General features: G+C 71.8%; 26 protein-coding genes. 11 read left to right on the top strand and 15 right to left on the bottom strand.

Going from position 1 to position 23,624, the window contains the following annotated elements:
* Positions 1–2: 2 nt before the first annotated feature.
* The gene (locus tag DFJ67_RS05545; RefSeq protein WP_147315422.1) at positions 3–734 is read left to right on the top strand and encodes a hypothetical protein; all 732 of its coding nucleotides are present in this window, start codon (positions 3–5) and stop codon (positions 732–734) included.
* Positions 735–738: 4 nt separating this feature from the next.
* A complete protein-coding gene (locus tag DFJ67_RS05540; protein ID WP_116066900.1) occupies positions 739–1,683 on the top strand; it encodes a nucleoside triphosphate pyrophosphohydrolase in 945 nt (314 codons plus the stop codon).
* Positions 1,684–2,498: 815 nt separating this feature from the next.
* Here the strand turns inward: DFJ67_RS05540 and DFJ67_RS05535 are convergent.
* A complete protein-coding gene (locus tag DFJ67_RS05535; protein ID WP_116066899.1) occupies positions 2,499–3,491 on the bottom strand; it encodes an EamA family transporter in 993 nt (330 codons plus the stop codon).
* Between the two features lie 67 nt (positions 3,492–3,558).
* Here DFJ67_RS05535 and pdxR point away from each other — a divergent pair, with 67 nt between their 5' ends.
* From pdxR to DFJ67_RS05520, 3 genes are read left to right on the top strand one after another with little or no spacing between them, the layout of a single operon-like run.
* Positions 3,559–5,010: a MocR-like pyridoxine biosynthesis transcription factor PdxR gene (gene pdxR / locus DFJ67_RS05530; protein ID WP_116066898.1), complete on the top strand. Its 1,452-nt coding sequence runs from the start codon at positions 3,559–3,561 to the stop codon at positions 5,008–5,010.
* 23 nt (positions 5,011–5,033) lie between these two features.
* Complete coding sequence (locus DFJ67_RS05525) at positions 5,034–6,656, top strand: DUF885 domain-containing protein (RefSeq protein WP_116066897.1); 1,623 nt, start codon at positions 5,034–5,036, stop codon at positions 6,654–6,656.
* Positions 6,656–7,057 carry an ASCH domain-containing protein gene (locus tag DFJ67_RS05520; protein WP_203784400.1) on the top strand — a complete coding sequence of 134 codons (402 nt, stop codon included), beginning with the start codon at positions 6,656–6,658 and terminating at the stop codon, positions 7,055–7,057. Before DFJ67_RS05525 ends, DFJ67_RS05520 begins: the two co-directional genes overlap by 1 nt.
* On the opposite strand, the gene nudC is transcribed toward DFJ67_RS05520, so the two are convergent.
* Positions 7,054–7,854 carry an NAD(+) diphosphatase gene (gene nudC / locus DFJ67_RS05515; RefSeq protein ID WP_239097600.1) on the bottom strand — a complete coding sequence of 267 codons (801 nt, stop codon included), beginning with the start codon at positions 7,852–7,854 and terminating at the stop codon, positions 7,054–7,056. The genes DFJ67_RS05520 and nudC overlap by 4 nt on opposite strands.
* 89 nt (positions 7,855–7,943) lie before the next feature.
* Between nudC and eno the strand changes: the two genes are divergently transcribed.
* The 5 genes from eno (at position 7,944) to DFJ67_RS05490 (ending at position 11,846) form a co-directional block, all read left to right on the top strand.
* Positions 7,944–9,230: a phosphopyruvate hydratase gene (eno, locus tag DFJ67_RS05510; RefSeq protein ID WP_116066895.1), complete on the top strand. Its 1,287-nt coding sequence runs from the start codon at positions 7,944–7,946 to the stop codon at positions 9,228–9,230.
* Between the two features lie 69 nt (positions 9,231–9,299).
* Positions 9,300–9,899 (top strand): FtsB family cell division protein, encoded by a 600-nt coding sequence (locus tag DFJ67_RS05505; protein WP_116066894.1) that lies wholly within the window; start codon positions 9,300–9,302, stop codon positions 9,897–9,899.
* A complete protein-coding gene (locus DFJ67_RS05500; RefSeq protein WP_116066893.1) occupies positions 9,896–10,411 on the top strand; it encodes a DUF501 domain-containing protein in 516 nt (171 codons plus the stop codon). Before DFJ67_RS05505 ends, DFJ67_RS05500 begins: the two co-directional genes overlap by 4 nt.
* Before the next feature lie 3 nt (positions 10,412–10,414).
* Entirely contained in the window at positions 10,415–10,918 is a 504-nt protein-coding gene (locus tag DFJ67_RS05495) for an amino-acid N-acetyltransferase (RefSeq protein WP_116066892.1), read from the top strand.
* Positions 10,919–10,928: 10 nt separating this feature from the next.
* Positions 10,929–11,846 (top strand): Ppx/GppA phosphatase family protein, encoded by a 918-nt coding sequence (locus DFJ67_RS05490; RefSeq protein WP_239097601.1) that lies wholly within the window; start codon positions 10,929–10,931, stop codon positions 11,844–11,846.
* A gap of 46 nt (positions 11,847–11,892) precedes the next feature.
* Here the strand turns inward: DFJ67_RS05490 and DFJ67_RS05485 are convergent, their stop codons facing one another.
* The 10 genes from DFJ67_RS05485 to DFJ67_RS05440 all read right to left on the bottom strand — a co-directional run bounded on the left by DFJ67_RS05485 (position 11,893) and on the right by DFJ67_RS05440 (position 20,609).
* Positions 11,893–13,266 (bottom strand): NAD(P)/FAD-dependent oxidoreductase, encoded by a 1,374-nt coding sequence (locus tag DFJ67_RS05485; RefSeq protein WP_116066890.1) that lies wholly within the window; start codon positions 13,264–13,266, stop codon positions 11,893–11,895.
* Positions 13,267–13,353: 87 nt separating this feature from the next.
* Positions 13,354–13,920 (bottom strand): hypothetical protein, encoded by a 567-nt coding sequence (locus DFJ67_RS05480; protein ID WP_116066889.1) that lies wholly within the window; start codon positions 13,918–13,920, stop codon positions 13,354–13,356.
* Positions 13,917–15,272 carry a DUF58 domain-containing protein gene (locus DFJ67_RS05475; protein WP_116066888.1) on the bottom strand — a complete coding sequence of 452 codons (1,356 nt, stop codon included), beginning with the start codon at positions 15,270–15,272 and terminating at the stop codon, positions 13,917–13,919. The genes DFJ67_RS05480 and DFJ67_RS05475 overlap by 4 nt, the downstream gene beginning before the upstream one ends.
* On the bottom strand, positions 15,269–16,315 hold the full coding sequence (locus DFJ67_RS05470) for an AAA family ATPase (RefSeq protein WP_116066887.1): 1,047 nt from the start codon (positions 16,313–16,315) through the stop codon (positions 15,269–15,271). The genes DFJ67_RS05475 and DFJ67_RS05470 overlap by 4 nt, the downstream gene beginning before the upstream one ends.
* Entirely contained in the window at positions 16,312–16,944 is a 633-nt protein-coding gene (locus DFJ67_RS05465) for a hypothetical protein (protein WP_116066886.1), read from the bottom strand. Before DFJ67_RS05465 ends, DFJ67_RS05470 begins: the two co-directional genes overlap by 4 nt.
* Positions 16,941–17,648: a DUF4129 domain-containing protein gene (locus DFJ67_RS05460; RefSeq protein ID WP_116066885.1), complete on the bottom strand. Its 708-nt coding sequence runs from the start codon at positions 17,646–17,648 to the stop codon at positions 16,941–16,943. The genes DFJ67_RS05465 and DFJ67_RS05460 overlap by 4 nt, the downstream gene beginning before the upstream one ends.
* A 2-nt stretch (positions 17,649–17,650) precedes the next feature.
* Entirely contained in the window at positions 17,651–18,391 is a 741-nt protein-coding gene (locus DFJ67_RS05455; RefSeq protein WP_203784398.1) for a uracil-DNA glycosylase, read from the bottom strand.
* Positions 18,392–18,400: 9 nt separating this feature from the next.
* Positions 18,401–19,099, bottom strand: coding sequence for a dienelactone hydrolase family protein (locus tag DFJ67_RS05450; RefSeq protein WP_116066884.1), 699 nt, complete (start codon positions 19,097–19,099; stop codon positions 18,401–18,403).
* A gap of 176 nt (positions 19,100–19,275) precedes the next feature.
* Positions 19,276–20,280, bottom strand: coding sequence for an HAAS signaling domain-containing protein (locus DFJ67_RS05445; protein ID WP_116066883.1), 1,005 nt, complete (start codon positions 20,278–20,280; stop codon positions 19,276–19,278).
* Complete coding sequence (locus tag DFJ67_RS05440) at positions 20,277–20,609, bottom strand: PadR family transcriptional regulator (protein ID WP_116066882.1); 333 nt, start codon at positions 20,607–20,609, stop codon at positions 20,277–20,279. The genes DFJ67_RS05445 and DFJ67_RS05440 overlap by 4 nt, the downstream gene beginning before the upstream one ends.
* An 89-nt stretch (positions 20,610–20,698) precedes the next feature.
* Here DFJ67_RS05440 and DFJ67_RS05435 point away from each other — a divergent pair, with 89 nt between their 5' ends.
* On the top strand, positions 20,699–21,532 hold the full coding sequence (locus DFJ67_RS05435) for an alpha/beta fold hydrolase (protein WP_116066881.1): 834 nt from the start codon (positions 20,699–20,701) through the stop codon (positions 21,530–21,532).
* On the opposite strand, the gene DFJ67_RS05430 is transcribed toward DFJ67_RS05435, so the two are convergent.
* The 3 genes from DFJ67_RS05430 to DFJ67_RS05420 form a co-directional block, all read right to left on the bottom strand.
* Entirely contained in the window at positions 21,529–21,849 is a 321-nt protein-coding gene (locus tag DFJ67_RS05430; protein ID WP_116066880.1) for a hypothetical protein, read from the bottom strand. The genes DFJ67_RS05435 and DFJ67_RS05430 overlap by 4 nt on opposite strands.
* A gap of 9 nt (positions 21,850–21,858) precedes the next feature.
* Positions 21,859–22,620, bottom strand: coding sequence for a Bax inhibitor-1/YccA family protein (locus DFJ67_RS05425; RefSeq protein WP_116066879.1), 762 nt, complete (start codon positions 22,618–22,620; stop codon positions 21,859–21,861).
* A 106-nt stretch (positions 22,621–22,726) separates the two neighbouring features.
* Positions 22,727–23,527, bottom strand: coding sequence for a Bax inhibitor-1/YccA family protein (locus DFJ67_RS05420; protein ID WP_116066878.1), 801 nt, complete (start codon positions 23,525–23,527; stop codon positions 22,727–22,729).
* Positions 23,528–23,624: the final 97 nt, after the last annotated feature.

Genomic DNA, 23,624 nt, shown 5'->3' with positions numbered 1-23,624 from the left:
CCATGCTTCGTGCCCGCCGTCTCGCGTCGATTGTCGTCGTCGCCGCCCTCGGTCTCGGCGGCCTGGCCGCCTGCCGGTCCGAGCCCACGGTCGCCGCCTACCTGGGCGACCGGAAGGTGACCGACGCCCAGGTCACGCAGATCTTCGACGGCGCCAAGACCACCGCGACGCCGGCCGCCGACCCGGCCTCCCCGCCCGCGAGCGGGGCCCCGGTCCCGGGCCCGGCCGTGAGCCGTCAGCAGGTCGTCGACCTAGAGGTCAGCCTCGACCTCGGCCGCCAGGTCGCCAAGGAACAGGGCGTGCAGCAGATCAACGCGGTGACGGTCGACCAGGTCGCCTCCGAGCTCGGCGTGCCGGTGGACAGCACCTACGCCAAGGACTACACCGAGTGGGTCAACCTCTCGCAGGGCATCTTCGCCAAGATCAGTGCCAACCCCGGCAAGGCCACCGACGATCAACTGCGCAGCGTGTACGACGCCCTGGTCAAGGTCAAGGCCATCGAACCGGGCTTCGACCTCGCGCAGATCAAGCAGGCCTTCGGCGACGGCGAGTTCGTGGCGGCGGCCTTCCAGCTGACCGCGCTGCTCGACAAGGCGGCGTCGGCCAGCAACACCTCGGTCAACCCGCGCTACCTGCCCCTGTCGGCGCCGATGGTGGTGTCCTCCCAGAGCGGCGCGGTCTTCTACGACCTGCCCTACCTCGAAGGCAGCGACACGGTTTCCGACCGCGCCTGAGTCCGTGCCTCGCATCCTGCTGCTGGTCACCTCGCCCCGGCTGCCGGCCGGCCTGCTGACCGCCGCCGCGTGGGACGCCGTGCGTGCCCAGCCGGTCCTGACCGCCGCCGAGACCCCGCTGACCGCTGCGGTGCGGGAGGCGGGCGGCACGGTGACCGTGGTCGCACCGAGGGTCGACACCCTGTTGGAACATGCCCGCGCCGGCGACGTGGTCTGGCTGGCCGGCCCGACCGGCGACCCGGATTTGGCCCGCGAGTTGGGCCTGCGGCTGGCTCGCGAGCCGGGCCTGGCCGAGCTCGAGGTGACCTACGGATCATGGGACCCGGCCGGCGCCCGCCTACTGGACGCGGTCGCGGTGATGGACCGCCTCTACTCACCCGGCGGCGACCCGTGGAAGCGGGCCCAGACCCACCAGTCGCTGGCCCAGTTCCTGCTGGAAGAGGCGTACGAGGCCTACGACGCGATCGAGGCCGAAGACCTGACGGGCTTGCGCGAAGAGCTGGGCGACGTGCTGCTCCAGGTGGTGCTGCACGCCCGGTTGGCCGAGGACCTGCCCGAGGGCCAGCGCTGGTCGGTCGACGACGTGGCGGCGGGCCTGGTGGACAAGATGATCCGCCGCAACCCACACGTATTCGCGGGCACCGAGGTCGGCTCGATCGACGAGATCATCCAAAACTGGGAGCAGATCAAGAAGGCGGAGAAGTCCCGCGATTCGGTCCTGGACGGGGTCGCATTGGCCCAGCCGGCGCTCGCGCTGGCGGCCAAGTTCCTGCAGCGGGTGGAGCGGGCTGGGCTCTCGGTCGAGCTTCCGGGCGGGGACGACCTTGGGGCTCGGCTGCTGCGGCTGGTCGCGGCCGCCCGCGCGGCCGGCGAGGATCCGGAGGCGGCGCTTAGGTCGGCCGCCCTCCGCTACGCCGACGCGGTCAGGGCGGCTGAGCGCCAGTCCTGAGCTTGCCGGTCCTTGGCCCGGCTTCGCCGGTGCCCGTGGCGGCTCTTGGCCGCGCTCCGGGCGGGCCGGCCTCCGACTGGTTTAGGCGGGTCGGCCTCCGACCGGTTTGCGCGGACCAGTTCAGGGCGGGCTGGCCTCCGCGCCGGTTTGGGTGGGCTGGCCTCCGGGCCGGTTTTGGGCGGCTGGCCTCCGGGCCCGTTTTGGATGGGCTGGCCTCCGCGCCGGTTTGGGTGGGCTGGCCTCCGCGCCGGTTTTGGGCGGCTGGCCTCCGGGCCCGTTTTGGATGGGCTGGCCTCCGGGCCGGTTTGGGTGGGCTGGCCTCCGGGCCGGTTTTGGGCGGCTGGCCTCCGGGCCCGTTTTGGATGGGCTGGCCTCCGCGCCGGTTTGGGTGGGCTGGCCTCCGCGCCGGTTTTGGGCGGCTGGCCTCCGGGCCCGTTTTGGATGGGCTGGCCTCCGGGCCGGTTTGGGTGGGCTGGCCTCCGGGCCGGTTTTGGGCGGCTGGCCTCCGGGCCCGTTTTGGATGGGCTGGCCTCCGCGCCGGTTTGGGTGGGCTGGCCTCCGGAACAGTTTGGGCGAGTTGGCCTCCGGGCCGGGTTTGGGTGGGCTGGCCTCCGCGCCGGTTTGGGCGGGCTGGCCTCCGGAACAGTTTGGGCGGGCTGGCCTCCGGGCCGGTTTGGGGCGGGCTGGCCTCTGGGCCGGTTTGGGTGGGCTGGCCTCTGGGCCGGTTTGGGTGGGCTGGCCTCCGGAACAGTTTGGGCAGGCCGGCCCTCGGCCGGTTTGGGCGAGCCAGGCCGGGCCCCGGGCACGCGTTCCGGTCAGGCCGACGCGGGTGTCGGCTCCGCGATCGTTTCTGGGCTGACCAGCCCCAGCGGGCCGGGCTCCGGGTGAGCCGATGCCGCGCCGGGTTCCTGTCGGATCGGTGTCGGGCCGGTGAGGCCGAACGCCAGCCCCGCCGCCACCGTCAGCACACCAACCGCCGGGCCGACCCCCGGCAACGCCGTGGCCATTACCGCCGCGGTGGCCAGCGTCGCGACCGGCATCAGGCCGACCAGCATGCCGGCGCGCTCGACGCCGAGGCGCTCCAGCCCGATGAACCACACCACGAACGCCGCGACCGTCATCAGCCCGGCGAGATAGGCCAGGGCGCCGGCCTCGGTCGCCGTCGGCAGCCGCCAGGCCGCCGGTTCCCCGGCCACGAGCGCACCCACCACCAGCAGGGGTACGGCCAGCGCACAGCTATAGGCCGCCACCCGCACCGCACCGAGCCGGGGCAGCACGACCGCGGCGAGTAGCGAGAAAAGGATTTCGCCGACCAGCGCGCCCGCGGTGCCGAGCAGACCGACCGGCGTCGCCCGCCCGGTGCCCTCGACCAGCGCGGTGCCGGCCACGACGACCGCGGCCGCGGCCACGATCCGCACGCTCGGCCGCGCGCGCCGGCCGGCGACCAGCGGCCCGAGCAGTGCCAGCCCGAGCGGCGCCGCCCCGATGACGGTGCCGACCACGGCCGGCTCGGTGTCGTGGTGCAGCGCCAGCATGATGCAGGCGTTGAAGCCCGCCATTCCGGTCGCCGCCAGGATCAGCAGGATGCCCAGCTCGCGGCGGGTCGGCCTGATCCCGGGCCGAGCGCCACCGAGCCGTGGAAACCGCCGCGCGATCAGGAACAGCACGGCGGCGGCAGCGGCGTAGCGGACCGCCTGCGCGGTGAGGGTCGGATAGTCGAGCAGGAGCTGGCTGACCGCGACCGAGCTGCCCACCAACGTCATGCCGAGCACGCAGAACGCCACGGCGGTGCCCTTGGAGATGACCATAGGCCGACGCTAAGAGCACAATGGTCCGGTCAACAGGTCCACTCGCAGCTCGGTTGAGGAGACCAAGATGGAGGCGCTGCTCGACCTCGACCGTTCCCGGCCCGGGCTCGGCGACCAACTGACGTCGGCACTGCGGGCCGCGATCGCCGACGGCCGCCTGGCACCCGGCACCCGCCTGCCGTCGAGCCGCCAACTCGCGACCGACCTACGCGTCTCCCGGGGCGTCGTAGTCGGCGCCTACGAGCAACTGGTCGCCGAAGGCCGCCTCCTGTCACAGCGCGGCGCCGGCACGTCGGTCGCCCCCACGCCGGCGTTTCCCCCCAACACGCCGTCGTTTCCTTGCTCTGCACCCGTATACGCAGCAACCAAGCGCTCGGTTGCTGCGTATACGGGTGCAGAGCAAAGTCTCCAGAACAGCGCCCACACCGGGGCTTTCGGCGGCAACCTTCCCGCCGACCTTCGCCCCGGCCAACCGGATCTGACCGCCTTCCCCCGCGCGGCCTGGCGCCGGGCCTACGAGCAGGTGCTGGCCGCCGCCACGCCCAAAGACCTTGGCTACTCCGACGCCACCGGGGCTCCCCGCCTGCGCCAGACCCTTGCCGACTACCTCGGCCGGGTTCGCGCCGCCCGGCTCACCGCCGACGACGTCGTCGTCACGACCGGCGCCGCCCAGGCGTTCTCGCTGATCGCCCACCACCTCAGAAGCACCGGCGCGGATCGGATCGGGATCGAGGAGCCCGGCAGCCCGGGCATCCGTGTCCACCTCGAAGCGCAGGGCCTGCGGCTGGTGCCGATCCCCGTCGACGACGACGGCCTCGACGTCAAAACCCTCCAAGAAAGCGACGTGCCGGCCGTGCTGGTCACGCCCGCCCACCAGTACCCGACGGGAGTCGTCCTCGCGCCACAAAGACGGGCCGCGCTGATCGCCTGGGCCCGCGCGACCGGCAAACTGATCATCGAGGATGACTACGACGCCGAGTTTCGCTATGACCGGGAACCCGTCGGCTGTCTGCAAGGGCTCGCGCCGGATGTGGTCGCGCACCTCGGCTCGGCGAGCAAGGCGCTCGCGCCGGCGCTCCGGCTCGGCTGGCTCTGCCCGCCCAAGGACCGCGCCGCGTCGGTGCGGGCGGCCAAGGCCGCGGCCGACTACGGCGGGCCGACGCTGGAGCAACTCGCCTTCGCCCAACTGCTGGCCAGCGGCGGCTACGACCGCCACCTGCGGCAGGCCCGCCGCGCGCACCGGCTCCGCCGGGACGCGCTGGTCGCCGCGCTGGCAACCAACCTTCCGGGCTGCCGGGTGCATGGGGTCGCAGCCGGTCTCCACCTGGTCGTGGAGTTGCCGCCGGGCACCGACGACGCCGCGGTCGCCGCGAAGGCGTACACCAAAGGCCTTGGACCTGTGCCCCTCAGCGCGACCAGACTCACGCCGGGCGGCCCACCAGGGCTGGTCATCGGGTACGCCGGCCAGACGCCCGACCGGATCGCGGCGAGCATCCGGCGGCTGAGCGAGCTGATCTGAGCGGATCGTCTAGGTTGGACCCCATGCCCGAGTTCGTGCCCCTCGCTGAGCGGATCGTTGACGCGCTGCTCGACAACGACCCGCACCTCGCCGCGTCGGCCGGTGACCACCGCCTCGACGGCGAGTTGCCCGACCTGTCGCCCGACGGGGTCATGGCCCGGTTCGCGATGTTGCGCGACGCCAGCGGCGCGCTGGCCGAGGTGGACAGCGACGCGCTCGACCCGCAGGAGCAGGTCGACCACGCGATCCTCAACGCCCGGGTCGAGCGGGGCATGTTCGAGCTGTCCGAAGTGCGCGAGCACACCTGGAACCCGCTCGCGCACAACCCGGGCGACCTGATCCACGAGCTGATCGCGCGGCCGTTCGCGCCCGTCGACGTGCGCCTGGAAAGCCTCACCCAGCGGTTGGAAGCCGTGCCCGACGCGCTGGCCATCGCGCGCAGCACGCTGCGGGACATGCCGCGGATCCACATCGAGACCGCGATCGGGCAGTTCGCCGGCACCGCCGCGCTGGTGCGTGACGAGGTGCCGGCGATGTTGGAGCAGGCGCCGCCGATGCGGGGCACCGTGCAGCCGGCCGCCGACGCCGCGGTCGCCGCCCTCGACGAGTTCGCCGGCTGGCTGCGCGAGCAGTTGCCCACGGCCGAGCGTGACCCGCGGCTGGGTCGGCGGCTCTGGGAGGCGCGGCTCTGGCACACCCTCGACACCGAGTTGACCGCCGGCCAGGTGCTCGCCAAGGCCCGGGAGAACCTCGACCGGATCGGCGAGGACCTGCGCCGCGCGGCGGCCGAGATGACCGGCGGCCCGGCGACCGACGACACCGTGCGGGACGCGCTGGGCCGGCTGGGCGCCGAGCACCCCGCCAACGACACTATCGTCGACCTGGCCAAGCAGACGCTGGTCGAGACCACTGACTTCGTACGCGAGCATGATCTGGTCTCGTTGGTCGACGACCCGTGCGTGATCCAGGAGATGCCCGAGTTCGCCCGGGGCGTGGCCGTGGCCTACTGCGACTCTCCCGGCCAGCTCGAGACCGCGGAGCTGCCGACGTTCTACTGCATCTCGCCGACGCCGGCCGACTGGTCGCCGGCGCGGGTGGAGTCGTTCTACCGCGAATACAACAACCACATGATCCGCAACCTGACCGTGCACGAGGCGATGCCCGGCCACTACCTCCAGCTCGCCCACTCGCGCCGGTTCCAGGGCACGACCCGGGTGCGCAAGCTCGGCGTCTCGGGCCCGTTCGCCGAGGGCTGGGCCGTCTACGCGGAAGAGGTGATGGCCGGGCTGCGTTTCGGCGGCCTGCCGATCCGCCTCCAGCAGCTCAAGATGCAGCTCCGGATGACCATCAACGCGATCCTCGACCAGGCCGTGCACTGCGACGGCATGACCGAGGAAGAGGCGATGGCGCTGATGACCGGACCCGGCTTCCAGGAGGAGGGCGAGGCGGCCGGCAAGTGGCGGCGGGCGCTGCTCACCTCGACGCAACTCTCGACCTACTTCGTCGGCTACACCGAGATCCTCGACACCGCGCTGCGTCGCCCGGCCGGCAGCTCAACCCGGGCCTGGCACGACGCGATGATCGGCCACGGCTCGCCACCGCCCCGCCACCTGCCCCTCCTGCTTGGTTTGGAGCCACGACCGTGATCCTCGAAGAACTCCCATTGACCCTGTTCGGCTTTCCTGGCCCGCTGCGCGACAAGCTCGTCGCCGCGATTCTCTCCCGCGCAAAGACCTCGACGACGGCGCTGGAGGCCCTTTACATCGACGAGCCGCTGCCGGTTGTCGGCGAGGTCTCGGCGGTGGTCGACTCGGACGACCGCCGGGTCGCCGCGATCGAGATCACCGAGGTGCGCGTCCTGCGCCTCGCCGATGTCGACCTCCAGCACGCGATCGACGAGGGTGAGGGCGACCGCACCGTGGCCCAATGGCGGGCCGGCCACGAGGAATTCTGGAACAGCCCCGAGGTGCGGGCGGAACTCGGCGACGAGTTCGTCATCGACGACGACACCCAGGTCGTCGCCCAACGGTTCCGCCTCCTGAGCTAGGTCAACTCGGCCACCGTCGCGTCGATCAACCAACGGGAGATGGAGTACGCCGGCGGCAGGGCATCGGGCAGGTCGCGCAGCGGCCACCAGCGGGCCTCGGCCAGCTCCTTGCCGTCGACCACCGGCTCGGCGTCGGGCGCGGCGCTGGACAGGAAGCCGGTCAGCACCACGCCGGGGCCCGACATCGCCCACGGTTGGCTGCCGAAATAGCGCAGGCCGCTGACCGTGAGGCCGACCTCCTCGGCGACCTCGCGGTGCACCGCTTCCTCCAGCGACTCGCCGGCCTCGACGAAGCCGGCGACCAGCGCCCACAGCTCGGTCGGGCCGTAGGTGTGTCGGACCAGCAGGATCTCGTCACCGCGGCGGATCGCCGTCAGCACGGCCGGGGAGAGCTGCATCGGGACGTAGAGGTCGCAACCGGGGCAGCGGCGGGCGTGTTCGCCCGGCACGTCGGCGAGTTCGGTCGCGCAGGCGCCGCAATAGCGATGGCTGCGCCGCCAGGTGACTATCTGTAGCGCCCGACCGGCAAGGGCGGCCAGCGGCTCGTCGAGGGCCGCCGCGACCGACGGCCAGCCCTGCCAGTCACCCAGCGTGTCGATCCGCTCGGGTAGACCGGCGGCCCAGACCCGGACACCGTCCAGCGCTCCGAGCGGCACCCACGCGTGGTCGTCGACCACGCCGTCAAGGTCGCCACGGCGGGGGAAGGGCGTCAACAAACGGCGCCCGGCGACCAGCACGCAGTGGTCAGCGGGGCCGGGCGGGGTGGTGGCGACCGCGTCGGGCACGAACCGGCTCACAGAGGCCACCGTAGCCCCCGATAGGCTCTTCCGGGACGCAGCGTCGCGGCCGCGAGACCACGACATCAACACACTGAGGAGTCGGAACAGTGGCCACCATTGAGGGAATCGTCGCCCGGGAGATCCTGGACTCGCGCGGCAACCCCACCGTCGAGGTCGAGGTCGGGCTCGACGACGGCACGATCGCGCGGGCCGCGGTGCCGTCGGGTGCGTCGACCGGGGCGTTCGAGGCGATCGAACTGCGCGACGGAGACAAGGGCCGTTACGGCGGCAAGGGCGTCGAGAAGGCCGTCGCCAACATCGAAGACCGGATCGTCGACCAGCTCGTCGGCTTCGAAGCCAGCGAGCAGCGGCTGATCGACCAGAAGATGCTCGACATCGACGGCACCCCTGACAAGTCGCAGCTCGGCGCCAACGCCATCCTGGGCGTCTCGCTGGCCGTGGCCAAGGCCGCCGCCGGGGCGTCGGAGCTGAGCCTGTTCCGCTACCTGGGTGGCCCCAACGCCCACCTGCTGCCGGTGCCGATGATGAACATCCTCAACGGTGGCGCGCACGCCGACTCCAATGTCGACGTGCAGGAGTTCATGATCGCTCCGATCGGCGCGCCGACGTTCCGCGAGGCGCTCCGCAGTGGCGCCGAGGTCTACCACGCCCTCAAGGCCGTGCTGAAGACCAAGGGCCTGTCCACCGGCCTCGGCGACGAGGGCGGCTTCGCGCCCAACCTGCCGACCAACGCCGCCGCGCTCGACCTGATCGCGGAGGCGGTCGAGAAGACCGGCTACCGGCTGGGCACCGACATCGTGCTCGCGCTCGACGTGGCCGCGACCGAGTTCTTCGCCGACGGCGTCTACACGTTCGAGGGCGAGAAGCGCAGCTCCGACGAGATGAGCGCCTACTACGAGAAGCTCGTCGCCGACTACCCGATCGTGTCGATCGAAGACCCGCTGGCCGAAGACGACTGGGCCGGCTGGGCCGCGTTCACCGCGAGCGTCGGCGACCGGGTGCAGATCGTCGGCGACGACCTGTTCGTCACCAACCCGCAGCGGATCGCCCGCGGCATCGCCGAGCGGTCGGCCAACGCGGTGCTGGTCAAGGTCAACCAGATCGGCTCGCTGACCGAGACGTTCGACGCGGTCGACCTGGCTCACCGCGCCGGCTTCTCGACGATGATGAGCCACCGTTCCGGCGAGACCGAGGACACCACGATCGCCGACCTGGCCGTCGCGGTCGGCTCCGGCCAGATCAAGACCGGTGCGCCGGCCCGATCCGACCGGGTCGCCAAATACAACCAGCTCCTCCGGATCGAAGAGGAGCTCGCGGACGCGGCGCGCTACGCCGGCGCGGGCGCGTTCCCGAGGTACCGTTCGGCTAGCTGACCCCGCGTGTGCCGGGGCCTCCGTGGAGGCTCCGGCGCGCCGGGACCTCGGGGGAGGGGGTGTCGGGTTGTGACGCAGCGCCGCATGCCCAGCGGGCAAGGGCCCTCCCGTCGCTCCAGCAGCAACGCCGGCCGCGCTTCCGGCCGGTCGGCGGTCGCCCGGTCCAGCGCGCGGGAGGCCGTCGTCGCGACCACGCCGCGGTCGGCCAACCGGCCGGCCGCCGCCCGTCGCACGGGTGCGGGCGCGACCGCTGCTGCCCGCCGCACCGCGGCACCACAGCCGCGCCGGCTCACCGGCCGGGCGACGGTGCTGGTGGCGGTGCTGATCGCGCTCGCGCTGGCCTACACCTACCCGATCCGGGTCTACCTCAACCAGCAGTCCGACATCGCGGAGATGGAGTCGGCACAGGCCGTGCAGCGCGAGAAAATCAAAGAGCTGCAGGACCAGGCGGCGCTCTGGAAAGACCCCAACTACATCAAGACCCAGGCGAGGAGCCGCTTCTTCATGGTCCTCCCCGGCGAAGAGCTGTTGATCCTGCTCTCCGACCCGGACGGTGCCGCCCGCGACGCGGGCCTGCCGCCGCCGGGCGCGACGCCACCCGAGCCCGACCCCTGGTATGACACGCTCTGGTCGAGCATCGGTGCCGCCAACGCGGGAGCGGCCAAATGATCCCGCCCCCGGTGCGCGAGCAGGCGTCCGAGCACGACCGGGCCGCCGTCGCCGAGCAGCTCGGCCGGCCGCCACGGGCGATCCGCGCGGTCGCACACCGCTGCCCGTGCGGGCTGCCCGACGTGGTGGAGACGACGCCGCGGCTCGCCGACGGCACCCCGTTTCCGACCCTGTTCTACCTGACCTGCCAGCGGGCCACGGCGGCGTGCAGCCGGCTGGAGTCGGCCGGGCTGATGAAGGAGATGGCCGCGCGCCTCGCGGAAGACCCCGAGCTGGCGGCGCACTACCGGGCCGCACACGAGGATTACCTGAGCCGGCGCGAGTCGATCGAGCACGTCGAGGAGATCGACGGCATCTCGGCCGGCGGCATGCCCGGCCGGGTCAAGTGCCTGCACGTGCTGGTCGGCCACGCCCTCGCGGTCGGCGAAGGGGTCAACCCGCTGGGCGACGAGGCGCTCGCCGAGATCGGGCCCTGGTGGGAAGCCGGCCCCTGCGTCGAGGTGGCCGACTAGCCCATGGCCGAGATCGTCATCCGCCGCGCCCGCACCGGCGACGTGCGGGCCATCCGCCGCCTGATCGACACGTTCAGCACCGGCGGCCGGCTGCTCAGCAAGGCGACCGTCACGCTATACGAAGACGTGCTCGAGTTCTGGGTCGCCGTCGACGGCGAGACCGTCGTCGGCTGCGGCGCACTGCACGTCATGTGGGAAGACCTGGCCGAGATCCGCACGGTCGCGGTCGACGCCGGACACCAGGGCCGCAAAATTGGGTACGAGCTAGTGACCGCCCTGATCGCCGCCGCGCGCGACGTCGGCGTCCGCCGGGTGTTCGTGCTCACATTCGAGACCGAGTTCTTCGGCCGCTTCGGTTTCCGCGAGATCGACGGGGCCCCGGTGCCACCAACGGTGTATGAGCAGCTCCTGCGCTCGTACGACGAAGGTGTCGCGGAGTTCCTCGACCTCGAACGCGTCAAGCCGAACACCCTGGGCAACACCCGGATGCTGCTCCACCTCTCGTAGTGTCGACCTTGTGACCCGGGTAGCTGCCATCGACTGTGGGACCAACTCCATCCGCCTGCTCGTCGCCGACGTGGGCCCCGACGGGCACCTGGTCGACGTGACCCGCCGGATGGAGATCGTCCGGCTCGGCCAGGGCGTCGACCAGACCGGCCGGCTGGCACCGGAGGCGATCGAGCGGACCCGGGTCGCGCTGGCCGACTACACCGCGCAACTGAGGGCGCTGGGCGCCTCGCGGGTGCGGATGTGCGCGACCTCGGCGTCGCGCGACGCGGCCAACGCGGTCGACTTCACCGACATGGTGCTGACCACGCTCGGCGTGGCCCCCGAGGTGGTCACCGGCGACGAGGAGGCCCGGCTGTCCTACACGGGCGCGGTGCGCGGCCTGGTCGAGCCGACCCCGTTCCTGATCGTCGACATCGGCGGCGGCTCGACCGAGTTCGTCACCGGCTCGTCCGACGCCGGCCCCGACGCGGCGATCTCGGTCGACATCGGCTGCGTCCGGATGACCGAGCGGCACCTGCACAGCACCCCACCCACGGCGGCCGAGGTGGCGGCGGCGGAGGCCGATATCGCGGCGGCCGTCGACCGGGCGCTGGCGGCGGTGCCGGGCCGCGACGCGGCGACGCTGGTCGGCCTGGCCGGCTCGGTCACCACGGTGGTGGGCATCGCGCTGGACCTGCCGGGCTACGACCCGGGGCGGATCCACCACGCCCGGGTCAGCTACGACGACGTGGCCAAGGTGACCGCCGACCTGCTCTCGAAGACCCCGGCCGAACGCCTGGAAAACCCGATCATGCACCCGGGCCGGGCGGACGTGATCGGCGCCGGCGCCCTGGTCCTGCGGATCATCATGGAACGCGCCGGCATGTCCTCGGTGATCGCCTCAGAACACGACATCCTCGACGGCATCGCCTACAGCCTGGCCTAGCGCAAACAAAAACGGGGCGTCCCCTCGTGAGGGACGCCCCGTAGCTTTATCTGCGACCGGCGCCGACCGGCACCCGCTCGGGCACCACCGCCGGCGGCGGATCGATGTGCGGAGTCACGTCGGTGAACTCCTCCTTGGGCGCGTGCAACTGGCCGAGCGAGACCACCTCGCGGCGCAGGAACAGCGCCAGGGTCCAGTCGACCAGAACCCGGGCCTTGCGGTTCGTCGACGGGATCCGGCTCAGGTGGTAGGCGCGGTGCATCAGCCAGGCCACGATGCCGGTCAGCTTGATGCCGTAGACCTGGGCCACGCCCTTGTGCAGGCCCAGGCTGGCCACGCTGCCGACGTGCTTGTGCTTGTAGTCGACCGGCTGGTGGCCGCGGATCACCCGGCGGATGTTGTCGGCTAGCTGCTTGGCCTGGCGCACCGCGTGCTGGGCGCTCGGCGAGCAGAGCGCGCCCGGCGCACCCGTGAGGTCGGGGACGGCGGCGCAGTCGCCGGCCGTCCAGGCGCCCTCGACGACCTGGTCGCCGTCGACGACCTGGAGCGACGCGTTGGCGGTCAGCCGGCCGCGCTCGTCGCGGGGCAGGTCGACCCCGTCGAGCATCGGCGACGGCTTCACGCCGGCGGTCCAGACGATCGTGTCGGCCGGCATGCTGTCGCCGTCGGAGAGCTTGACCACGCCGTCGACGCACGACTCCAGGCGGGTGCCGAGGCGGATGTCGAGCTTGCGCTTGAGCAGCACCTGCACGGTGTAGGCGCCCATGTCGCGGTCGACCTCGGGCAGCACCCGGTTGGTCGCCTCGACGAGCACCCAGTGCATCTCGTCGGTCGACAGCTCCGGGTAGTAGCGCCGCACCGCGTCGTGCGCCATGTCTTCCATCTCGGCCAGCGCCTCGATGCCGGCGTAGCCGCCGCCGACGAAGACGAAGGTCAGCGCCCGCTCACGGACCGCCGGGTCGGTGGTCGCGGCGGCCACGTCGAGCTGGTCGAGCACGTGGTTGCGCAGGTAGATGGCCTCGCCGATGGTCTTGAAGCCGATGCCGTGCTCGCGTAGGCCGGGGATCGGCAGCGTGCGGGAGACGGAGCCCGGCGCCACGATGATGTGGTCGTATTCGATCTCGCGCGGCGGCCCGACGATCGGCTGCACGGTGGCGACCTTGCGGTCGTGGGCGACGTTGGTGACGGTTCCCGCGACGACGGTGCAGTTCTTCAGCTCCCGGCGCAGCGGCACCACGGAGTGGCGCGGGGAGATGTTGCCCGCCGAGGCCTCCGGCAGGAACGGCTGGTAGGTCATGTGCGGCTGGGGATCGACGACGATTACCTCGGCCTCGCGGGAGCGCAGCTTCTTCTCCATGCGAAGAGCGGCGTACAGCCCGACGTGCCCGGCACCGACCACGAGAATCCGTTGACGTCTCACGACATCAACGATCCCCTTTCGGGCTCCGGATTTCGCATCCAAAGGGCCGTTTGTGATGGAGGACAACAACGTGACCTCCATTACTGTTCAGGTTCGACGCTTGACTAGCCACCCGAGCACTGCTGCGACCGTGACGGCCACCACAAGGCCGGCGAGCCCGGCCACCGTGAGCACCTGGCCGTCGCCGATCCCGGCGATCGAGAGCAGCAGCACGCCGCAGACCGCCGCGGCCAGCACCACCGCCGCCGCCCGGGCCACCCAGCGGGCCAGCACTTCGGGCGCGACCGCCGCGTCGCTCGGCAGCACCGCCGCCAGCGCGGCCAGCGTGTGACCCAGGTAGAGCGTCGTCGACAGGCCGAGCAGCCGCCAGAGCTGGATGCCGTCGGTCACCTGGGCGGTGACCACCACCCAGGCGACCACGATGGCGATGATCAGGAGCGTGGTGGTCACCCCGCGCGGCGCGAGGGCCGGGATGGCGGCCAGGATCACGAGAGCGGCGAGGGTACGCGCGAAGAAGACCGCCGGCGGGAAGGCGAAGCCCATCGCCGCCAGGAACGCCACGAACACGCCGCTGCGGACCAGCAGGGGGACCAGCGTGGCCCGGGTGACGGTGCGCTGCGCCGCGCGGAACCGGCCGGTGAGTGCCCCGATCATCGACCCACCGCCTTCGGGCCCGAGGCCAGCCGGGCGACGTCGCGCAGGACGGCGTCGAGGCTGCCGGCGCCGGCCCAGGACACCACCGGCACGCCGTGCTCGCGGAGCTGGCCGATCATGTTGTCGCGTTCGAGCCGCCAGATCCGGGTGGCGATCTCGGTCCACGGGCTCCGGACCGGCGGTGCGGCCTGGTCGGGCAGGGTGTCGACGGCCACCACGTAGCGGCCGGAGCGGGAGAGCTGGGCCAGCATCTCCGCCGAGCGGGTGTCGATCAGCGGGGTGAGCACCACGACCAGCGCGTTGTGCGAGAGCACCTGCGAGCCGAACACGGTGTCATAGGGCTGGAAGTCGGCCGGGTAGACCTTCACGTCGAGCAGCCACTCCAGCACCGTCAGGTATTGGCGGCGGCCGGTGGCCGGGCGGAGCCGGCGCGCGATCGGGCCGTATTCGAGCAGCGAGACCCGGTCGCCGCGGTGCAGGTAGTGCTCGGCGATCGCGGCGGCCGACCGGACCGTCGTGTCGATCACCGAGGCGGAGCCGTTGACCCCGCCGGAGCGGCCGGCCTCGTTGAGCACGTCGAGCAGCAGCACGACCTCGGCGTCACGGTCGGAGAGGGTGGCGGCGACGTGCAGCCGCTCGGTGCGCAGCGAGACCCGCCAGTCGATCCGGCGCAGCCGGTCGCCGGGGCCGAAGATCCGCACGCCGGCCAGCTCGCCGCCCTCGCCCGGCCGGCGGGAGCGGTGGCCACCGACCAGGCCGGCGGCTCTCGGCATCGCCTCGTCGGCGTCGAACGGCTCGGTCATCGGGTAGACCCGCACGTTGCGGGCGCCGCTGACCACCGGCCGGCCGGCGATCAGCCCGTCGCAGGCGGTGATCCGGGCCGAGGCCGGGCCGAGCGGGTGCCGGCCCCAGCGCTGCGCCTCGCCGTCGAGCTCGATCTCCTTGGATCCACCGCGGGCGACGGTGATCACGTGGGGCCGGTCGGCCTTCTCGACCTTGAGCCAGGGCGAGACGAGGGTACGCACGACGACCAGGTCGTAGCCGACGGTGTCGCGGTTGACCACCTGGACGCCGGCGGTCAGCGCGGCGCCCTCGACGTGGTGGTTGTCGTCGGTGCCGAGCCGGACCTTGGGCATCGCGCCCGGACGGCGCCGCATGGCGAAGGCGGTGCCGATCGCGAACGGCGCCGCGATCACCACCAGATCGACCCGGCCGAGCAGCACACCGGCGATCAGCAGCAGGCCGGTGAGCAGCACGGCCCGGCCGAGCGCGCGGGTCGGCACCCACTGCGGCTCGTCTGACGCCGCCTCCGCTGGAGCCGGCGCAGCCTCGACCTCCGCGAGCAGGCTCATTGCGAAGCGTGCCGGGACGGCGCCGGGACCTCGGCCAGGCGTACGCCGCCGTTGGTCGCGTTGTAGCTCGGCAGGGCGCCACTGGCCGGTGCCGGTGTCTGCTCCAGCACCTCGGCGACGACGAACGACGGGTCGACCCGGCGGAGCCACATCTCCGGCCGCAGCGTGATCCGGTGGGCGAGCGCCGGCAGCGCCACCTCCTTGACGTCTTCGGGCACCACGAAGTCGCGGCCGGCGAGCACCGCCTTGGCCCGGGCCAGCAGCAGCAGCGCCAGCGAGCCACGCGGCGAGGCGCCGACCAGCACCGACGCGTGCTCGCGGGTCGCGGCGGTCAGCTCGACGATGTAGCGGCCGATCGAGTCTTCGACCGCGACGTCTTCGATCGCCGCCTGCATGCCGCGCAGCGTGCCGGCGTCGACGACCGGCTGGAGCTCGGCCTCTTCCTGCCGGCGCGACATCCGGCGCTGTAGGACGATCCACTCCTCGTCGCGGTTGGGATAGCCGAACGAGACCCGCAGCAGGAACCGGTCGAGCTGGGCCTCGGGCAGCGGGTAGGTGCCCTCGTATTCGATCGGGTTGGCGGTCGCCAGCACGTGGAACGGCGGGTCGAGCCGGTAGGTCACGCCCTCGACCGAGACCTGCTTCTCCTGCATGGCCTCGAGCAGCGCCGACTGGGTCTTCGGCGGCGTCCGGTTGATCTCGTCGGCGAGCAGCAGGTTGGTGAACACCGGCCCGGCCCGGAAGCTGAAGTCGGCCCGCCGCTGGTCGTAGAGGAACGAGCCGGTCACGTCGGCGGGCAGCAGGTCGGGGGTGAACTGCAACCGGCGGAAGTCGAGCCCGAGCGCCTGCGCGAACGAGCGCGCGGTCAGCGTCTTGCCCAGACCCGGCAGGTCTTCGAGCAGCACGTGACCGCCGGCCAGGATGCCGGCCAGCACCAGCTCCAGCGAGTCACGCTTGCCCACCACCACGGTGCCGACCGAGTCGAGCACCGCCCGCGCCAGCCGGCCGACCTCGTAGACGGGCACGGGGACCAGGTCCTTCATAACCTCTCCAATGACTGGATGTACGCCGCCGCGTCGCGCGGCGCCAGGTTGCGGGTGGGCGGGGTGGCGAGGAACGCCCAGAGCTGTTCGCCGAGCAGCGTGCGGGCCCGCTCCGGGTCGCCGGCGCGGGTCAGCCCGTGCTTCTGCCGGAGCCGCTCGTCGACCAGGTCGGCGAGGGTGCGCTGGACTGCCCGGGCGGAGCCGTTGTCGGAGCCGGCCCGGTGCAGCAGCCGTTCCCAGCGGCCGACCACCGTGCGCAGCGCGTCGCGGTCGGTGAAGTTGTAGGTGCCGTCTTCGGCGCTCACGGCAGACCGCCGGCGGTTGCGGGTGAGCTGCGGCGGCACCAGCGAGGTGGTGACCCGGCGCAGCGCGATCAGCGCGACGATCACGCCGACCACCGCCGGCGCCGGCACGGTGTAGCCGAACAGCCGCAAGCCGAACACGGCGACCGCGGCCAGCGCGGCGGCCACGAACACGGCCTTGATCCACCAGCGCAGCCCGGTGCCGGAGCGGTCGGCCAGCGGGCCGGGCTCCTCGTCGGCCTCGAACGTGAAGAGGTCGTCGATCAGCGTCTCGTCGTCGACCCGGTCGAGATCGTCGTCGTAGTCGGCGGTGGCGGGGTGCGTCATACCGGCACCTCGGCGGTCAGCTCGGTGCGAATCCGCTGCAATGCCGAGCGGGCCTGGTTGCGCATCCGGTCGTCGACGGAGTGGGTGGCGTAGCGCGCCTCGCGGTAGACGTTGGCCAGTGCGGCCAGCACGTCGGCGCTGATCTGGTGTGCGCCCAGCAGCCGGGCGACCAGGTCGGTCGGGCTGTCGCCGACCTGCCGCGGTGTGCCGGCCGCGGCGGCCGCCTGCTCCAGCCGCAGCCAGCACGCGATCACCGCCCGGCGTGGATCACCGTCGGTGTCGGAGAGATCGGTCAGGCCCGCGTCGACGGCGGCGACCACCTGGTCGGCGTTGGGCGCGGGCTGTCTCTCCTCGGTGTAGCGGACCGGGCGGCGGCGCAACCGGCGCAGCCCGTCGCGGACCAGCAGCCAGACCACCAGCACGATGACGGCGAGCACGACCACGCCGCAGAGCACCGCGGCCGCCGGTGCGAGCCAGCCGGGCAGCTCGTCGGGCTCGGCCGCGGCGACCTCGTCGGGCGTCGGCTCGAACGTCGGCGTGACCGGGGTGCTGAAGTCTTCCTGCGCGGCGGGCGGCGGCGCGGCCGTGCCGGACTCGACCTGGCCGATCTGGAGCGACGAGTGGCCGGCGGACAGCGCGGCGAGGCCGAGCAGGCCGATCACCAGCGCGAGCGGCCACCAGCGGCGCAGGGACGCCAGATCCATGCCTATGCCCCCTCGGCCAACTCCTTGGCCCGAGCGAAGACCTCGTCGAGCATCGCGGGCGTCAGCCGACCGGTGAAGGTGTTCTGCTGGCTGACGTGATAACACCCGAGCAGGTGGGGATATCCACCGTCCGGGCTCGTCCAGTGTGCCCCATGACCGAACGCCGGGCGCGGACTGGGCGGTCTGCCGCCGTAGACCCTGCTCATGGCCGGCCACCATGCTGCCCACGCGAACGCGCCCAACGCGATCACAACGCGCACTGTCGGTTTTATCAGTTCGAGCTCGCGCCAGAGCCAGGGCGCGCACGTGTCGCGCTCGACCGGGGTGGGCTTGTTGTCGGGCGGCGCGCACCGAACCGACGCGAACACCCGCAGGTCGTGCAGGGCGAGGCCGTCGTCGGCGGACACGCTGGTCGGCTGATTGGCCAGGCCCGCGCGGTGCAGGGCGGCGAACAGCACGTCGCCGGAGCGGTCGCCGGTGAAGATCCGCCCGGTGCGGTTGCCGCCGTGCGCCGCCGGCGCGAGCCCGAGGATCGCGATCCGCGGGTCGGTGACGCCGAAGCCGGGCACCGGCCGTCCCCAGTAGACCTGGTCGCGGAACGACGCCCGCCGGGTCACGGCGACCTCTTCCCGCCAGGCGACCAGCCGTGGGCAGGCGAAACAGTCGACCTCGGCGGCGTCGAGCGCCGCCAGATCCGCGGATCCGGCAGCGCGCGCGACGACCTCGGCGGGAGTGTGCACCACCGTTTGTTCCTACACCACCGTGGGCGCGAGCCTCCGCACGGTCTCGATCGTGCGGGCCCACGCGGTCACCGCGTCGACCCGGTCGTAGCTGCCCGGACTGTCGTCGTTGAAGAACGAGTGCCGGCTGCCCGGGTAGTCGTAGAGCTTGACGGTGCCGCCGGCCGCTTCGATCGCGCCGGCCGCCGCGCGCACCGCGGCGGCGGTGGAGGTGCCGTCTTCCTCGCTGCAGTGGATGACCGCGTGCTTGCCGGCATAGCCGGACCAGTCGGGGTTGAGCGACTCCCAGGGCAGCGACGGGTAGAAGCCGACACCGGCGGTCACCCGTTCGGAGAGCGTCGGCGCCCAGAGCGCCAGGCTGCCACCGGTGCTGAACCCGACCGCGCCGATCTCGCCGGCCACCTCGGGTCGCCCGGCGAGGAACTCGGCGGCGCCGGCGATGTCGGCGGCGGCCTGCTCCAGCGGCAGGTCGGCGACAAGCTGGCGGGCGATCTCCCGCTCGGTCGTCGCGCGGCCGCGGAAGAGGTCGGGCGCGAGCGCGACGAAGCCGGCGTCAGCGAACCGGTCGGCGATCCCGGTGACGTGTGGCACCAGGCCCCACCACTCATGGAGCACGATCACACCGGGCGCGCCCCGGTCGGCACCATCCGGCACGGCGAGATAGCCGTCGGTGGTGCCCCCGGCACTCGGGTAGGTGACCTTGGTACCCATGGGCCGTCCTCCTGTCGGGTCAGACATCGTCGGCTGCCGCTTGCGGTCCGCGGGTAGCGGTGCCAAAACCTTGCCATGCCGTACGGGCGAACGAAAGACGACAACGACGTGGCATACACCTCGATTTTCGCGCTCGGTGCACGCCGCGTCGCTGTCGATGACGGTGAATACGATGATCAGTTCGTCGGAGTGGGCACCGGTGTGGTCAGAGCGGGCTCCGGTGTGCCGGTCGGCGCGAGCGACGGGTCGACCTCGGTCGGTGTCGGCGTGACCGCGACCGGCTCGCCGGGGTCGGGCGTCGACGCCACTCCGTTGCGCGGTGCGATCTGGTAGGGCGGCTGGTTCGGGCAGTAGGGATAGGCGGGATAGTCCGGCCCGGCGTTCACCTGGTAGGCGTAGGACGTGCCGCACCGGTAGGGGTCGCCCAACCGGATCGGGTTGCCGTCCTGGTCGAAGAGGCTGACGTCGGTCAGCGGGTTGCCGTTCTGGTCGTAGACGTAGACGTCCTGCACATAGCCGTAAGGGTCGTTCGAGACGCTCTGCGGCAGGTTGAGGTCCCAGCGGCCGTCCCAGCCGTCGGCCTTGTCGAAGCCGACCAGGCCGAAGAAGAACAGCAGCACGCCGGCGATGACGACCACGGCCTTGGGCACCGGCCGCAGGTTGCCCTCGCGCCGGCCGAGCCAGATCGACGCCAGCACGCAGACGATGAGCAGCAGCGCCGCGGCGAGCGTGCTGCCGCCGAGCCGGGGCAGCAGGCCGAAGCCGCCGCCCGTGGTGGCCACCGTGATCAGCATCGCGACCAGGTAGCCGCGGAGCACCCACCAGGCCGGCAGCAGCATCCGCAGGAATTCGCTGGCCCGCCCGTACCCGAAGAGCGGTCCGGCCTTGCGGTCGGCGGCGCCGAGCGTGCCGCGCACCCGGCGCACCGCCGTGGCGACCCGGTCGTCGAGCCCGCGGGCCGGCGAGGTCGGTTCGGCGATGCCGGCGGCGGCCCGCAGCTCGGCCGCGTAGGCCTCGGGCGGGCCGAGCCGCTCGACCAGCGGACCCTCGCCCTCGGCGGCCACCTCGGCGAGGTGCTCGGGCAGGTCCTCGAGCAACTCGTCGCGGGTCGTCGGGTCGAGGTCGCCCAGCGCCCGCCGGACCGCGTCGAGATAGGCCTCCTGCTCAGTCGCGACCGTCATGCCGCCACCCCCCGTTCGTCGAGCAGGCCGTCCATCGTGGACGCGAACGTGCGCCAGGTCTTGCCGGCGCGGTGGAGCTGGTCGCGGCCGGCGGCGTTGAGGCCGTAGTACTTGCGGTGCGGCCCCTCCTCGCTCGGCACGACATAGGTGGTCAGGAGCCCGGCCTGGAAGAGCCGGCGCAAGGTGCCGTAGACGGAGGCGTCGCCGACCTCGTCGAGGCCGGCTGTGCGCAGCCGGCGCAGGATGTCGTAGCCGTAACCGTCTTCGTCCTTGAGCACGGCCAGCACAGCGAGGTCGAGCACCCCCTTGAGCAGTTGGGTGGTGTCCACGGTGGAGGAAACTACTCCGCATTGCGAGGTAGTGTCAAGAACGGCATAGCCCGCTGGGCGACTGCGGCATATCCGCGTAAAGTCGATAAATGGCCAAAACCCAACAGATCACACCGCGGTTTAGGACCATCGACGGGCTCAACGTCCGGTATGCGGAGAGCGCGCCGCGCGACGCCGACGCCTTGCTGCTGAGTCCCTGGCCGGAGAGCGTCTACGCGTTCGACCAGATGTGGCCGCAGCTCAGTGCCGACACCCACCTCGTCGCCATCGACCTGCCTGGATTCGGGATGTCGCAGCGCCGCGACGAGATGATGTCGCCGCACGCGATGGGCGAGTTCATCGTGCACGTCGCCGACGAGTTCGGGCTCGACCAGCCGCACGTGGTCGGCCCCGACGTGGGCACCGGGACCGCGCTGTTCGCCGCGGCCGACCATCCGGGCCGGCTGCGCAGCCTGGTCGTCGGCAGCGGGGCGAGCAGCGTGCCGATCACCCTCGAAGGACCGCTACGCGACTGGGTGCTCAGCGAGAGCGTCGACGAATACCGCAAGGTCGACGGGCGCGAGATCGTCAGTGCGGCCCTCGGAACCATCCAGGGGTACGACCTACCCGGCGAGATCCGCGAGGACTACCTCTCGTCGTACGAGGGTGACCGGTTCGTCGAGTCGATGAGCTACGCGCGGGCGTACCCGGAAGATCTGCCGGTGTTGCGCGACAAGCTGCCTGGCCTGGCGACGCCCGTGGAGATCATCGCCGGCCGTGACGACAGCGCCGTGCCACCGTCGAATGCCGAGTTCCTGCACGACCGGCTGCCGCACAGCAAGCTCGACGTGATCGACGCGGCGCACTTCGCCTGGGAAGAGGCCCCGTCCACCTACGCCGACCTGGTCACCACCTGGTGGAACGGCGGCTATCGCAAGGTCTAGAGCAAGGTGCGCACGGCGGCCACGTCGGTCGCGGCGACCACCAGCAACTCCGGCGCGGGGTGGGCGGCGATCAGATCGGCGGCCATCACCCGAAGCTGGTCGGGGAGAGCCGTGTCGTTGGCGAGCCGCGGCACCTCCTGGCGGACCCGGCCCTCCACATCGGCGGCCAGGTCGGCGAGGCGCTGCACCAGGCGGTAGACGGCGTCGCCGCGGGTGCCCTCGCCGGCCGCCGCGGGCGCGGCCCAGCGCGGCGCTTCCCAGTGCGAAACCTGCCGGGTGAGCAGGTCGACGGTCCGCCCGAGATCCTCGTCAGTCACCCGGAGAATCTAGCGCCGGATGTAGCTGAGCAGGCGGAGGATCTGCCAGTAGAGGTAGATCAGGCCGACCAGCATGCCGAACGCGCAATACCAGGCGTAGCGGCGCGGCAGGCCGTAGCGGATGCCCTGCTCGACGGCGGCGAAGTCGAGGATGAAGGTCAGCGCGCCGACGCCGATGCAGACGATGGCGAACACATAGGGCACCCAGCTCACGTGGCCGGTCTGGGTGTAGACCTCGAGCCCCTGCCGGCCGCTGACCCAGAACACGATCAGGTTGGCGAAGCCGAGGACGACCACGCCGATCAACGCGCCGATCACGAAGCGGGTGAACCGCGGGGTGGCCCGGATGATCCGCAGCCGGTAGAGCACCGCCATGCCGAGGAACACCCCGAGCGTGCCGATCACCGCCTGGATCACGATGCCGGGATAGAGCTCCTCGAAACCGCGGCTGGCCACGCCGAGCAGCACGCCCTGGAGGATCGCGTAGAGGCTGATCACCCACGGATTGGTGATCCGCTTGAAGCTGATCACCAGCACGAGGACGAGGCCGCCGATCGAGCCGCCGATGATGCCGAAGCGCAGTGCCGCACCGCCGTGGATGGTGAACCAGGAGACGGCGGCAACGGCGGTGGTCAGCAGCAGCAGCGCGACCGTGCGGATGACCACGTCGTCGATGGTCATCGCCTGGTTGGCCGGTGCCTGGCCGAGCACCTGGCGCTCGGTCCGGGCGGTGTTGTCGAGCTGGGTGAGGACCGGGTTCGAACTTCGCATCGCGTACCCCCGGATCGACTTTAACCCGGGACCCTGCTAGCCCAAGACCAAAAGAGTGCGCCCCCGACGTCGTGAGACGCGGGGGCGCATTCCGGTCGATCTCGGATCAGTCGTCGCCCTGTAGGAAGCTGAGCAGGCGCAGCACCTCGAGGTAGAGCCAGATCAGGCTGACCAGGATGCCGAACGCGGCGACCCAGGAGTAGCGCTCGGGCAGGCCCATCCGGACGCCCTCTTCGACCTCGTGGAAGCTGAGCACGAAGCTCAGCGACGCGATCACGATGCAGACGAGGCTGAAGCCGATGCCCAGCGCGCCGTTGTCGCGCAGGCCGGTGTCGAAGCCGAACAGCGACAGCACCAGGTTGATCAGGATGACGGCGACGACGCCGGCCAGGGCCGCCACCATGAACCGGATGAACCGCGGCGTGGCCCGGATGACCTTGGTCTTGTAGAGGATCGCCATCAGGAAGAAGACGCCGAAGGTGGCGGTCACGGCCTGGAGGACGATGCCGTGGTAGCCGGCGATCACCTGGTAGGACTTGCTGATCAACCCGACGAAGACGCCTTCGACGAGCGCGTAGGTGACGATCAGGGCCGGGTTGGCCATCCGCATGAACGAGATGACCAGGCCGAGGACCAGGCCGACCAGCGCGGCGGCGATCGCGATGGGACGGGTGGAGGAAATCGGGACCACGTTCCACGCGACGGCGCCGGCGACGCCGACGATCGCGAGGAGAGCGACGGTCTTGATGACGACGTCATCGATCGACATCGGTCGCACCGCGGGCGGCGCGGCGGGATAGGCACCCGTGCCCACCGGGTACGGCTGGGCGTACCCCGGCTGGCCGGCTGCGCGTTCGCGCTCCGCCGCCTGGCCCAGCCCTGCGAGCACGGGGTTGGACGTCTTCACAGTTACGGCCTCCCTGAGGAAAAATTCGGTGCCCAAAGGGTACTGGTCAGGCGCCCCTAAGTGGAGAATGTCGGCGCCCCCGATAGCCGCGTATATT

The organism is Asanoa ferruginea, assembly GCF_003387075.1.
GTDB lineage: Bacteria > Actinomycetota > Actinomycetes > Mycobacteriales > Micromonosporaceae > Asanoa > Asanoa ferruginea.
The sequence above is the reverse complement of the archived record's forward strand: the minus strand, read 5'-3'. Positions and strand labels throughout refer to the sequence as shown.

Excerpts from the sequence above, each read along its gene's own strand:
- DFJ67_RS05445 (WP_116066883.1), bottom strand. The coding sequence starts at position 20,280 with ATGACGGTCGCGACTGAGCAGGAGGCCTATCTCGACGCGGTCCGGCGG.
- pdxR (WP_116066898.1), top strand. The coding sequence starts at position 3,559 with ATGGAGGCGCTGCTCGACCTCGACCGTTCCCGGCCCGGGCTCGGCGAC.
- DFJ67_RS05545 (WP_147315422.1), top strand. The coding sequence starts at position 3 with ATGCTTCGTGCCCGCCGTCTCGCGTCGATTGTCGTCGTCGCCGCCCTC.
- DFJ67_RS05525 (WP_116066897.1), top strand. The coding sequence starts at position 5,034 with ATGCCCGAGTTCGTGCCCCTCGCTGAGCGGATCGTTGACGCGCTGCTC.
- DFJ67_RS05470 (WP_116066887.1), bottom strand. The coding sequence starts at position 16,315 with ATGAAGGACCTGGTCCCCGTGCCCGTCTACGAGGTCGGCCGGCTGGCG.
- DFJ67_RS05495 (WP_116066892.1), top strand. The coding sequence starts at position 10,415 with ATGGCCGAGATCGTCATCCGCCGCGCCCGCACCGGCGACGTGCGGGCC.
- DFJ67_RS05500 (WP_116066893.1), top strand. The coding sequence starts at position 9,896 with ATGATCCCGCCCCCGGTGCGCGAGCAGGCGTCCGAGCACGACCGGGCC.
- DFJ67_RS05480 (WP_116066889.1), bottom strand. The coding sequence starts at position 13,920 with ATGATCGGGGCACTCACCGGCCGGTTCCGCGCGGCGCAGCGCACCGTC.
- DFJ67_RS05435 (WP_116066881.1), top strand. The coding sequence starts at position 20,699 with ATGGCCAAAACCCAACAGATCACACCGCGGTTTAGGACCATCGACGGG.
- DFJ67_RS05465 (WP_116066886.1), bottom strand. The coding sequence starts at position 16,944 with ATGACGCACCCCGCCACCGCCGACTACGACGACGATCTCGACCGGGTC.
- DFJ67_RS05450 (WP_116066884.1), bottom strand. The coding sequence starts at position 19,099 with ATGGGTACCAAGGTCACCTACCCGAGTGCCGGGGGCACCACCGACGGC.
- DFJ67_RS05425 (WP_116066879.1), bottom strand. The coding sequence starts at position 22,620 with ATGCGAAGTTCGAACCCGGTCCTCACCCAGCTCGACAACACCGCCCGG.
- DFJ67_RS05460 (WP_116066885.1), bottom strand. The coding sequence starts at position 17,648 with ATGGATCTGGCGTCCCTGCGCCGCTGGTGGCCGCTCGCGCTGGTGATC.
- DFJ67_RS05475 (WP_116066888.1), bottom strand. The coding sequence starts at position 15,272 with ATGAGCCTGCTCGCGGAGGTCGAGGCTGCGCCGGCTCCAGCGGAGGCG.
- DFJ67_RS05535 (WP_116066899.1), bottom strand. The coding sequence starts at position 3,491 with ATGGTCATCTCCAAGGGCACCGCCGTGGCGTTCTGCGTGCTCGGCATG.